Source organism: Myxococcus xanthus, from assembly GCF_006402735.1.
GTDB classification, from domain to species: domain Bacteria; phylum Myxococcota; class Myxococcia; order Myxococcales; family Myxococcaceae; genus Myxococcus; species Myxococcus xanthus_A.
Map to the genome: position 1 here is coordinate 5399886 of NZ_CP017174.1, position 12848 is coordinate 5412733.

At 69.6% G+C, this 12848-nt stretch carries 3 protein-coding genes; 2 read left to right on the forward strand and 1 reads right to left on the reverse strand.

The features are described from left to right. Window positions 1-7: 7 nt before the first annotated feature. Window positions 8-952: an arginine deiminase family protein gene (locus BHS09_RS22165; RefSeq protein ID WP_140798865.1), complete on the reverse strand. Its 945-nt coding sequence runs from the start codon at window positions 950-952 to the stop codon at window positions 8-10. Window positions 953-1147: 195 nt separating this feature from the next. Here BHS09_RS22165 and BHS09_RS22170 point away from each other — a divergent pair, with 195 nt between their 5' ends. Both BHS09_RS22170 and BHS09_RS22175 read left to right on the forward strand, forming a co-directional pair. Then, window positions 1148-9376, forward strand: a complete 8229-nt coding sequence (locus tag BHS09_RS22170; protein ID WP_140798866.1) for a non-ribosomal peptide synthetase/type I polyketide synthase — start codon at window positions 1148-1150, stop codon at window positions 9374-9376. Beyond that, complete coding sequence (locus BHS09_RS22175; RefSeq protein ID WP_140798867.1) at window positions 9373-12813, forward strand: non-ribosomal peptide synthetase; 3441 nt, start codon at window positions 9373-9375, stop codon at window positions 12811-12813. Before BHS09_RS22170 ends, BHS09_RS22175 begins: the two co-directional genes overlap by 4 nt. Window positions 12814-12848 lie beyond the last annotated feature (35 nt).

Consider the following 12848-nt stretch of genomic DNA (forward strand, 5'->3'; position numbering starts at 1 on the left):
TCCTTCGCTACACCGCGCGCCGGCGAAGGGGCATCGTGAGGCACCGGACGCTGCCGTTGCCCCGCTCCAGCGCCTCGATGTCGACGCTCGCCACCTCGATGCCGGCCTCCTTCGCCAGAGGACGAAGGGCCACCGAGGCGCTCTCCGAGGCGAGAATCAGGTCGGGCCCCACGTAGATGAAGTTCGACATGAAGCCGCTCTCCCCTTTCGGCTCGAAGGGGATGACGCGGCGGCCCCGCTGGGCGAAGTAGCCGTCAAAGGGCTCCCAGTGCGGCGCAACGCCCTGTGCGAACACCTGGATGGGCGTGTGGCGAAGAAAGGCCCGCGCCACCACCGCCCGCGGCCCAAGCACGTTGAAGGCCAGATCCAGGTGGATGATGCCCAGGCTCTCCGGGATGCGGACGACGGCGGCCTCGCGGAAGCCCGAACGCCACGCCAGCTCCAGGAAGGGTTGAAGCGCACGCGCGTCGCTGCGCAGCCCCACGTTGACCAGCAGCCGCTCCGCGTCGAGCACGAAGACGTCCCCGAACTCGATGCGCGCGGACGTCGCGACCTCGTCGCTCGACAGCTCCGGCTGGAGCTGCGACAGCGCGCGGTGCGCCACGTCGAACTCCGCCAGCCGCACGGGAAAGGCCGCCGTGCCCGTCACCAGCTGACGCCCGAGCACCGCCGCGGTGTCGCGGACAAACACCCGGTTCACCGTGGTGTCGCTCACCGCGCGCTCGCGCTCCGGTAGCAACTCCCACAGGTCAATCGTCTGGCAACCGAGGCGCGTCAGCGTGTCCCGCAGCCGGCCAAAGGCGTCCTCCGCCTCACTGCGCGTGACAGGCCGCATGAAGCCGACCGCCGCCGCCTCCTCCGCGCTGGTGACATCCAGCGCCGCGGGCCGGAACACCGCCACGCAATCCAACTGGCCTGATTCGGACCAGCACTCGAACTCGCTGAACGCCATCTGCAAGCACCTGTCGTCACAGCGGTGAGTCAGCCCGGACTCCTGGCGCCGAGACCCCACCTGGAAAGCGCCAACCCCCTGCCTGAGCGCTGGCACCAGAAATTTACCTCGGAACTCCGTCAAGACTAGTCGGATTCAGAACGATTTCATAATAATCCAGATCTGTAGGATTTCACCTCAGGTCCGTGAGTTTCGATGAAGCCATCTTTCGGTGTCTCACAGGCCCCTGTGGATTCCCCTCTGGTCCCCGGTGTGTCTGGAGACCGCACGCGTGACGAAATCGCGGCGTGGCTCAGGGCCTATGTGGCCGAGTCCGCCGAGCTCGCGCCCGAAGAGGTCGACGCTCAGGAACCCTTCGTTCGTTACGGGCTGACGTCGAAGGACGCGGTGTTCTTGTCGGGTGAGTTGGCGGACTGGCTGGGCCGCGACGTGTCGCCCACCATCCTGTGGGAGCACCCCACCATCGACGCGCTCAGCCAGGCGCTCGGCCGTGGCACCGCGCCCGTGACGCACGCGCCCGCGACGCCCGTCACCGAGGCCGCGCAGGACGAAGCCATCGCGGTGGTGGCGCTGGGGTGCCGCTTCCCGGGAGCTCCGACGCCAGAGGCATTCTGGGCGTTACTCCAGCGCGGCGGGGATGCCATCACCGAAGTCCCCGCGGACCGTTGGGATGCGGCGAGCCTCTACTCGTCGGACCCGTCCACGCCCGCGACGATGAACACGCGATGGGGCGGCTTCCTTGAAGACGTCGGCGCGTTCGACCCGCTCTTCTTCGGCATCTCGCCCCGCGAAGCCGTGCGGATGGATCCACAGCAGCGCCTGCTCCTGGAAGTCGCGTGGGAGGCGCTGGAGCGCGCGGGACAGGCACCGCAGGGACTCCAGGGCAGTCGCACGGGCGTCTTCGTCGGCATCAGCACCAGCGACTACGCGCAGCGACAGTTCGGCGACCGCTCGTTGTTGGATGCGTACGCGGGCACTGGCAACGCGCACAGCATCGCGGCCAACCGGCTGTCGTACGTGTTGGGTCTGCGAGGTCCCAGCATGGCCGTGGACACCGCGTGCTCGTCGTCGCTCGTCGCGGTGCACCTGGCCTGTCAGAGCCTCCGCGGCCGCGAGTGTGATTTGGCGATGGCGGGCGGCGTCAACCTCATCCTGTCGCCCGAGCTCACCATCGCCTTCTCGCAAGCGGGGATGATGGCGGCGGATGGACGCTGCAAGACGTTCGACGCGTCGGCTGACGGCTACGTCCGCTCCGAGGGTTGCGGCATCGTCGTCCTCCAGCGACTGTCGGACGCGCTGGCCTCGGGCGCGCCCATCCTGGCCGTCATCCGCGGCTCGGCAGTGAATCATGACGGGCTGAGCAACGGCCTCACCGCGCCCAGCGGCGCCGCGCAGCAGGACGTCATCCAGCAAGCCCTCCGTCAGGCCCGGCTGTCGCCAGAGCAGATTGGCTACATCGAAGCCCACGGCACGGGAACGCCGCTGGGCGACCCGATTGAACTTGCGGCCCTGAGCGCCGTGCTGTCACCGGGGAGGACGGCGGAGCAGCGCTGCTTCATCGGCTCGGCGAAGAGCAACATCGGCCACCTGGAGGCGGCGGCCGGCATCGCGGGGTTGATGAAGACGGTGCTGGCCCTGAGCCATGGAGAGATTCCGCCGCAGGTCCACCTGCGCGAACTCAATCCGCACATCGCCTTGGATGCGTGCCGATTCCCGATTCCAACTCGCCGGGAGCCGTGGCCTCAAGCGCCCGGCGCGCGCATCGCGGGAGTCAGCGCCTTCGGCTTCGGTGGCACCAACGCCCACGTCATCCTGAGCGAACCTCCGTCGCGTCTCGCGGATGCACCTCGCGTCCCCGAGCGCGGCAGCCATGTCCTGACGCTGTCCGCCCGGAGCGATGCGGCCCTGCGGAACATGGCCCGGCAGTACCAGGAGCACCTCTCCCGGCCGGACGCACCTGCGCTAGCGGATGTCTGCTTCACCGCGAACACCGGCCGGAATGCGTGGCCGCATCGGCTCGCGCTCACCGCGAGCTCGCATGCGGAGATGGCGTCGCGGCTCGAGTCCTTCGCCCAAGGGCATGATGTGCCCGGGCTGCATCAGGCCGAGGCGCAGCGTGGCGCAGCGCCGCGAATCGTCTTCCTGTATCCCGGCCAGGGCACCCAGTACCCCGGCATGGGACGGCAGCTGTTCGACAGCGCGCCCGTCTTCCGTGAAGCCCTGGAGCGCTGCGACGCGCTTCTCCGTCCGCACCTGGATGTCCCCCTTCTGTCAGTGCTGTTTCCGACGACGGACGCCACCGCGCAGCTCATCCACCAGACGCGCTACACCCAGCCTGCGTTGTTCGCGCTGGGCCATGCCCTGACGGAGCTGTGGCGTTCGTGGGGCGTGGTGCCCGACGCCGTCATGGGCCACAGCGTGGGCGAATTCACGGCCGCGCACGCGGCGGGCGCGCTCGGGCTGGAGGAAGCACTGGCCCTGCTGGCCACGCGCAGCCGGCTCATCCAGGCATTGCCCCAGAACGGCGCAATGGCGGCCGTCCTGACGGATGAAGCCACGGTGCGCACGGCGCTGGAGGGCGAGCCGCTGATGGACGTCGCCGCCATCAACGGGCCACGGCACGTCGTCATCTCCGGTGAGCGTGAAGCGGTCCAGCGCATCATCACGGCGCTTCAGGCTCAAGGTATCGAGTCACGGCCGCTCACCGTCTCCCACGCGTTCCACTCGCCACTGTTGGAGCCGATGCTCGATGGCTTCGAGCAGGTGGCCCGCGTCCTGCCCGCCCACGCGCCACGCCTCCCGCTCATCTCGAACCTCACGGGCGAGCGCATGTCCCAGGCCCCCGACGCCGCCTACTGGCGACGACACGCGCGCGCGCCCGTCCAGTTCTTCAAAAGCCTCCAGACGCTGACGCAGGCGGGCCCCGCGCTGTTCATCGAGATGGGCCCGCACGACACGCTGCTCGGCATGGCGAAGCGCTGCGTGCCCGAGAGCGCGAGCCTGTGGCTGCCCAGCCTGCGGCGTCAGCAGGATGCCTGGGAGACGCTGCTCGGCAGCCTCGGTGCGCTGCACACGCGCGGCGTCGCCATCCCATGGAGCGCAGTGGACGCGAACCACCCGCGACGGCGTGTCCCGCTGCCCACCTATCCCTTCGAGCGTCAGCGGTACTTGCTGGACTCCACGCTCCCCTCCCCTGCCCACAGCCCGACGATGATGACCCAGACCTCTGCCGCAGCGCCCGTCGTGTCACGCAAGGAGCGCCTCCTCACGGAGCTCCGCGCGGTCGTCGCCTTGCTGCTCCAGGCACCTCCCGAGAAGCTCGACCCGCGCATGTCCTTCCTGGAGATGGGCGCCGACTCCCTCGTGTTGCTGGACGCCATCCGCAACGTGGAGAAGCGCTTCGGCGTGAAGCTGGCCATCCGTCAGCTCTTCGAGGAACTGACGACGCTGGACGCACTGGCGAGCCACCTCGACCAGACGCTGCCCGCGAGCTTCGCCTTGAGCCCCGCGCCAGCCGCGGCGAGTGTTCCCGCTCCGCTCCCCGTGAGCGCGCCTCCCGCCGCCGCGAACACACTCTCCGCGCCTCCGGGAAGCGCCGTCGAGCAGCTCATCCAGCAGCAGTTGCAGCTCATGGCGCAGCAGCTCGCGCTCCTGGGCGGACGTCCCTCAGCGCCGCTTTCGCTCCCCGTCGCGGCGCAGGAAGCCCCCGCCCCCAAGGCAGCGCCCGCGAACACCGCGAAGGCTGGAGGCGCGTCACCATTTGGCGCGGGGCCGAAGTCCGGAACGCCCGAGCGCGAGCTTCCCGCGGTGCAGCAGCGTCACCTGGACGCGCTCATCGCGAAGTACACCGCGCGCACGAAGCGCTCGAAGGAAGCAGCCGTCCGCTACCGCTCGAAGTGGAGCGACGTCCGGTGGCTGATGAACTTCCGCGCCGAGCTGAAGGAGGTCTGCTACCCCATCGTCAGCGTGCGCTCGAAGGGGTCGCGGGTCTGGGACGCGGACGGCAACGAGTACATCGACTTCTCCATGGGCTTCGGGGTGCACCTGTTCGGTCACAACCCGCCCTTCATCATGGAGGCGCTGCAACAACGTCTGGCGGAGGGCATGGAGCTGGGCCCTCAGTCGGACCTGGGCGGACAGGCCGCGGAGCTGCTCTGCGAGCTGACCGGGATGAAGCGCGTCACCTTCTGCAACTCCGGCACGGAGGCGGTGATGACGGCGCTCCGGCTTGCGCGCGCCGCGACGGGCCGCACGAAAATCGTGATGTTCACCGGCTCCTACCACGGCCACTCCGACGGCACGCTGGTGGTGGGGCGCATGGTCAACGGCGAGCCCCAGTCGCTGCCCATGGCGGCGGGCGTGTCTCCCAAGGTCGTCGAGGACGTCCTCGTACTGCCCTACGGTGAGGACCGCACGCTGGAGCTCATCCGCGAGCACCTGCACGAACTGGCGGGCGTCCTCGTCGAACCTGTGCAGAGCCGCCGTCCCAATCTCCAGCCACGGGCCTTCCTCCAGGCGTTGCGAACGATGACGCGCGAAGCAGGCGTGCCCCTCATCTTCGACGAGGTCATCACCGGCTTCCGGCTCCATCCGGGTGGCGCTCAGGCGTGGTACGGCATCGAGGCGGACCTGGTCACCTATGGCAAGGTGCTCGGTGGCGGCATGGCCATTGGCGCCGTCGCGGACCGAGGCGGCTTCGTGGACCGAATCGACGGGGGCGATTGGAACTACGGTGACGCGTCCTACCCCGCTGTCGAGACGACCTTCTCCGCGGGCACGTTCTGCAAGCACCCGCTGACCATGGCGACCACGGTGGCCACCTTGAGCCACCTCAAGGCCCAAGGGGCCGCGCTCCAGGAGAACCTGAGCCGTCGCGCCGCGGAGCTGGTCGCGCGCCTCAACGACATCTTCCAGCGCGAGCAGGCACCCATCGAGGCGGTCCACGGCGGCTCGGTGCTGCGCTTCTCCGCCGCGGGCAACACCAGCTACCTGTACCAGTCGCTGGAGATGGACCTGTTCTTCTGCCACCTCATCCAGCGCGGCATCTACATCTGGGAGGGGCGCACGTGCATGCTCTCCACCGCGCACTCGGACGAGGACCTCGACACCATCGTCCGCGCCGTCACCCAGACGGTGGCCGACATGCGCGCGGGCGGATTCTGGCCACGCACGACACCGCCCGAGCCGACCCTCGTGGAAGCACGCACGCTGCCGATGACAGAAGCGCAGCGGCAGCTCTGGGTGCTAGCCCAGATGAACCCCGGCGGCTCCATCTCATACAACCTGTCGATGAGCCTGCGGCTCGAAGGCGTGCTCCAGCGCGAGCTGCTCCAGCGCGCCATCCAGCACGTCGTCGACCGGCATGAAGCCCTGCGCATCCACGTCCAAGAGTCCGGCGAGCAGCAGACCGCGGCCGCTTCGCTGGCGCTTTCCCTGACGTTGCACGACCTCTCCATCCTGCCCGCGCCGGAGCAGGCCGAGCGCCTCTCCGCCTGGTACGAGCAGGAGAGCAACACACCGTTCGACCTGCACCGCGGTGCGCCCTTCCGCGTCAACCTCCTGAAGCTGGGCGCGCAGGAACACGTCTTCGTCCTCACCGCGCACCACGTCGCGGTGGATGGCTGGTCAATGGGTGTCATCGTCCGCGAGATTGCGGCCCGCTACACCGAGCTCCGGGGAGGCAAGAGCAGCCCGCCTCCGCCCGCGATGCAGTGGGGCGAGTACGTGCAGTGGCTCCATGAGCAAGCCGGAACCAAGGAGCAGTCGGCCCACGAGCGCTTCTGGCTGAGCCGGCGCGTGGAGACGCTACCCGCGCTGGAGCTGCCCATCGACCATGGCCGCCCCGCGCACCGCAGCTACCGGGGTGCCCGGGAGACGCTGCGGCTGGACCGCGCCACCACCCAGTCCCTGCGGGAGGCAGCGGCGCAGCAACAGTCCACGCTCTTCATGCTGCTGCTCTCCGTCTACACCACGTTCCTCCACCGCCTGACGGGCCAGGATGACGTGCTGGTGGGCATCCCCACCGCGGGCCGGGGAATGGAGGGCAGCGAGGGAATGGTGGGCTACTGCGCGCACCTGCTGCCCATCGCCAGCCACGTCCAGGGCGAGCAGACGTTCTCCGAATACGTCCAGGGCCTCAAGCAGGTGCTTTGGGAGGCGTATGAGCACCAGGACTATCCCTTCGCCCTGCTCATCAAGCGCCTGGGACTGCCGCGCAGCACGAGCCACACGCCGCTCGTCAGCGTCACGTTCAACCTGGAGCGCCCGCTGGGGAACCTCCAGATGGACGGCCTGCGGACGCACTTCGTCCCGCAGTCCGTTCGCTACGCGGCCTTCGACCTGAGCCTGAACGTCATCGACGCCGAGGACGGGCTCGTCCTGGACTTCGACTACAACACCGACCTGTTCGAAGCCGCGACGCTGGCCCGCTGGGCCCAGGGCTTCCGCACGCTGCTTTCGGGCGCGCTCAAGCAACCGGAAGCGCGCGTGACCGACCTGCCGATGCTCACCCCGGCCGAGCGCCGCAAGGTCCTGGTGGCTTGGAACCAGAACCAGGTGGGCTACCGGGAGGATCTGCTCACCCACCAGTTCATCGAACAGCAGGCCGCCGCGAGACCGGGCGTGCACGCGGTGGAGCTGGACGGACAGTGCATCACCTACGCCGACTTCAACCGGCGCGCGAACCAGCTCGCACACCACCTGCGAGGACTGGGCGTCGGACCGGGCGTGCTGGTGGGCGCCTTCATCGACCGCTCGCCGGAGATGCTGGTGACGTTGCTGGCCATCCTCAAGGCCGGTGGCGCCTACGTGCCGCTGGACCCCGCGCACCCCGTGGAGCGGCTGCGCTTCCTGCTGGATGACGCGCGCGCGGCCGTGCTGGTGACGAAGCAGGCCCTCGCGGAGCGTCTGCCCGGGCACACCGCGAAGGTCGTCCACCTGGATACGGACGCCGTCACGCTGGCGTCCCGCCCCACGGAGAACCCGCCCAACACCGCGACGGCCACGTCCCCCGCCTACGTCATCTACACGTCCGGCTCCACGGGGGAGCCCAAGGGCGTCGTCATCAGCCACGGACAGATGGCGGTGCACTTCCAAGACATGCAGCTCCACTTCGAGCTGACCGAGCGCGACCGCGTGTTGCAGTTCGCCTCGTTCAACTTCGACGCGTCCCTGGAGCAAATTCTCCCGACCTTCATGACGGGCGCAACGCTGGTCCTGCGCGGCAACCAGGTCTGGACGCCCGAGGAGCTGGCCCGGCGTGTCGTCGAGCAGCGGCTGTCGGTGATGAACTTCCCCACGGCGTACTGGCAGCAGCTCACGCAGAGCTGGGCCGAATCGCCGCCGGCCATCGGCGCCCATGACTTGCGGCTGGTCATCATCGGCGGCGACACCGTGCTGCCCAAGGTCCTGGAGCTGTGGCAGCACGGCCCGCTGGGCAACGTGCGCACGCTCAATGCCTACGGCCCCACCGAGGCGCTCATCACCGCGACCACCTTCGACATCCCCAAGGGCTGGAGCGCCACGCGCGTCCCGATTGGCCGGCCGCTGTCGAACCGCCCCTGCTACGTGCTGGACCGGCACGGCTCCCCCGTGCCCATCGGCGTGGCGGGCGAGCTGCACATCGGCGGACCGCTGGTCGCGGCGGGCTACCTCAACCGCCCGGAGCTCACCGCGCAGCGCTTCGTGCCGGACCCGTTCAGCGACGACCCGGCGGCGCGCCTCTACCGGACTGGAGACCTGGTCCGTTACCGGCCCGACGGCACGCTCGAGTTCCTGGGACGCACCGACCACCAGGTGAAGGTGCGCGGCTTCCGCATCGAGCTGGGAGAAATCGAGTCCGCGCTGAGCGCGCACGAGCACGTCCAGGAGGTCGTCGTCACCGTCCGCGAGGAGCCGGGCGCGCTGGCCGGACATGACAAGCGGCTGGTGGCCTACGTGGTGCCCTCCGCGCAGGGCAGCGTGACGCCCGCGGCGCTCCGCCAGTTCCTGCTGGAGAAGCTGCCGGACTACATGGTCCCCGCCTTCTTCGTCCTCCTGGAGGCCATGCCACTCACGGCCAGTGGGAAGCTGGACCGCAAGGCGCTGCCCGCGCCCGACCCGGAGGCCAGCGCGCCCACGCGTCCCTTCGTCGCGCCGCGCACACCCACCGAGCAGACACTGGCGGATGTGTGGATGAAGGCCCTGCGCCTGCCCCGCGTGGGCATCCACGACGACTTCTTCGAACTGGGCGGTGACTCGCTGCTGGCCACGCAGGTGGCATCGCGACTGCGGGACGCGCTCAAGGTGGAGCTGCCGCTGGAGCGGCTCTTCAAGCAGACGACCATCGCCGGGCTCGCGGAGCACGTGGACACCGTCCTGTGGGCGTCACGCGCTGCCGAGGACACCAGCGTCAACGGCGCGAGCCGTGAAGAGGGGGAGCTGTGAACACGATCGACGGACTGTTGACCCGGCTGCGCCAGCACGACGTGCGGCTGTGGATGGAAGGCGAGCGCCTGCGTTTCAACGCCCCGCCGGGCGTGATGACGCCCGACCTGCTTGGAGAGATGAAGTCCCGTAAGGAGGAGCTGGTCTCCTTCCTCCAGCAGGTGGGCCAATCACTCCAGAGCGCCGCGGACCTCATCACCGCCGGCCCTCGCGACGGGGAGTTGCCGCTGTCCTCCGGCCAGCAGCGCATGTGGTTTCTGGAGCAGTTCCAGGGGCCTGGTGGCGCGTACAACATGCCCGCCGCGCTGCGGCTCGAAGGCGCCCTGGACGTCGCCGCGCTTCAGCGGAGCCTGGACGAAATCGTCCGCCGTCACGAGGTGCTGCGCACGAGCTATGGGCAGCACCAGGGCCAGCCCTTCCAGCGCGTCTCGCCGCCCGCGTCCGTGACGATGCCTGAGGTGGACCTCCAGCACCTCCCCGCCGACGCACGTCAGGCCGAGGTCCGGCGGCGTGCGACAGAGGAGGCCGGCCGGCCCTTCGACCTGTCGCGAGACCTGCCCCTCCGGATGTCCCTGCTGCGGTTGGACCCACGCGAGCACGTGCTGCTGCTCACGCTCCACCACGTCGCCTGCGACGGCTGGTCCCTGGGCGTCCTCATCCGCGAACTGGCGGCGCTCTACCGCGCGTTCAGCACGGGCGAGCCCTCTCCGCTTCCCGAACCGGCCCTGCAATACGGCGACTTCGCGCGCTGGCAGCAGGAGCGAGCCACCCGTGGCGACCTCCAGCCGCATCTCTCCTGGTGGCGCGACCACCTGGCCGGCGCCCCTGCGATGCTGGAGTTGCCCACCGACCGGCCGCGCCCCGCGAACCAGCGCTTCCACGGCGCGACCCATCGCTTCACCGTGCCTTCGGAGCTGACCGTCCGGCTCAAGCAGCGGAGCCGCGAGGCGGAGGCCACGTTGTTCATGACGCTGTTGTCCGCGTTCGGCGTGCTCCTGTCCCGCGGCAGCCGGCAGGAGGACCTCGTCATCGGCACGCCCATCGCCAACCGGGTGCCCCAGACGGAGCCCCTCATCGGCCTCTTCGTCAACTCACTGCCGCTGCGGCTCCAGGTGGACGGCGCGCGTCCGTTCTCCGAGCTGCTGGCCCGCGTGCGCCAGGACACGCTGAGCGCCTACGCGCATCAGACGCTGCCCTTCGAGCAACTGGTCGAAGCGCTCCAGCCGCCGCGTGACCCGAGCTACTCCCCGCTGTTCCAGGTGCTGTTCACGCTCCAGAACACGCCGTCCGAGGTCCTCTCGCTGTCCGGCCTCACGTTGGAGCAGTTGGAGTTCGAGAGCGGCACCACGCAGTTCGACCTCTCCCTGTCGATGGCGGAGACGGCGCAGGGGCTGGTCAGCGAGCTGAACTACAACACCGACCTGTTCGATGCGGCCACCGTCGCGCGGATGTCCGGGCACCTCCTCACGCTGCTCGCGGCCATCGCGGAGAACCCCACCCGGTCCGTGAGCGACCTGCCCCTGCTGACCGAGCCCGAGCGACTGCGACTGCTGCGGGAGTGGAACGACACCGCGCTCGACCTGCCCCTGCCCGACAGCCTCCACGGCCTCTTCGAACAGCAGGCCGCGCGCCGCCCGGACGCCACCGCCGTGCGCTTCGAGTCGCGCGCCCTGACCTACCGGGAGCTGGATGAACAGGCGAACCGGCTGGCGAACCACCTGCGCCAGCTCGGCGTGGAGCCGGGGCACCGCGTGGGCATCTTCCTGGAGCGCTCGGTGGAGCTGCTCGTGGGTTTGCTCGGCATCCTGAAGGCGGGCGCGGCGTATGTGCCGCTGGACCCGCTGTATCCGCCGGACCGGCTGGCGCACATCTTGGACGACAGCGGCGTCTCACTGCTGCTGACCGAGCCGGAGCTGGCCGCACAGGTCCCCGCCTATCGTGGCAAGCGCCTGGTGCTGGCCGAGGCCTCCGGCGCCCCCACGACGCCGCCCCAGGTGACGCTCGCGGGCACGAACCTGGCCTACGTGCTCTACACGTCCGGTTCCACGGGCCGTCCCAAGGGCGTGGCCGTGCCGCACGCTGCGGTCGTCAACTTCATGGCGTCCATGCAGCGGGGGCCTGGGATGACCGACCAGGACACGCTGTTCGCCGTGACGACGGTCGCCTTCGACATCTCCGTGCTGGAGCTGTTCCTGCCCCTGAGCGTGGGCGGCAGCGTCGTCATCGCCAGCCGCGAGACGGCCGTGGATGGCACCCGGCTGATGCGGGCGCTGGTGGAGAGTGGCGCCACGGTGATGCAGGCAACGCCTTCCACGTGGCGGATGCTGCTGACGCTGGGGTGGAAAGGCAGCCCCGCGCTGAAGCTCCTCTGCGGTGGAGAGGCGCTCCCTTCCGAACTGGTCGAGCCGCTGTGCTCGAGCGGTGCGTCCCTGTGGAACATGTACGGCCCCACGGAGACGACCATCTGGTCCACCACCACGCGCCTGGAGCCGGGACGCCGCATCACCCTGGGCCGCCCGATTGGCAACACGCAGGTGTATGTGCTGGACGCGGCCATGCATCCGGTGCCCATGGGCGTGATGGGCGCGCTGTACATCGGCGGGCACGGCGTGGCGCAGGGCTACCTCCACCGTCCGGACCTGACGGCGGAGCGCTTCGTGCCAGACCCCTTCGGGCAGGTGCCGGGCGGCCGGCTCTACGCCACGGGCGACCTGGTGCGCGCGCTGCCGGACGGCACGCTGGAGTACCTGGGCCGCGGCGACGGGCAGGTGAAGCTGCGCGGCTTCCGCATCGAACTGGGGGAGATTGAAGCCCGGCTGGCGCAGGTGCCGGGCGTCCTGGAAGCCGCCGTAAAGCTGTGGGACGTGTCGGGCCACGCGGAGCTCGTCGCCTACGTGCGCCCCGGCGCCGAGCCCGCTCCCGAAGCCCTGACGATTCGCCAGCATCTGACGTCTCACCTGCCGGCGTACATGCTGCCGAGCCACTTCGTGACGCTGGAGTCCTTCCCCCGGACAGCCAACGGCAAGCTGGACCGCAAGTCGCTCCCCGCGCCGTCGGCGAACCAGCGCGCCTCGACGGCCTACGAGGCGCCACGCACGCCCACGGAAGTCCAACTCGCGGCCATCTGGCGCGACGTCCTCGCGGTGGAGCAGGTCGGCGCGCGTGACAACTTCTTCGACCTGGGAGGCCAGTCGATGAAGGCCGTCCAGGTGGTGGCGCGCATCCAGGAGTCCTGGAAGGTGGACGTGTCACTCCGCGTCCTCTTCGAGCACCCCACACTCGACGCGCTGGCGAAGCACCTGGAGACACTCCAGCAACCCAGTTCGCCCGCCGTCCCCCCGCCACTGGTGGCCCGGCCCCGGCAAGCCCGCCTCGTCCAGGCCGCGACGCGCGCCGAGCTGAACCTCCCTGACTCGACTTCTTCGAAGAAGGAGTAGCGCCTCGGGTCCACGCCACGACTGGCGTGGCCCGT

Bases quoted from the DNA above. Each gene is read 5' to 3' on its own strand.
- BHS09_RS22165 (WP_140798865.1), bottom strand. From the start codon at position 952: ATGGCGTTCAGCGAGTTCGAGTGCTGGTCCGAATCAGGCCAGTTGGAT.
- BHS09_RS22170 (WP_140798866.1), top strand. From the start codon at position 1,148: ATGAAGCCATCTTTCGGTGTCTCACAGGCCCCTGTGGATTCCCCTCTG.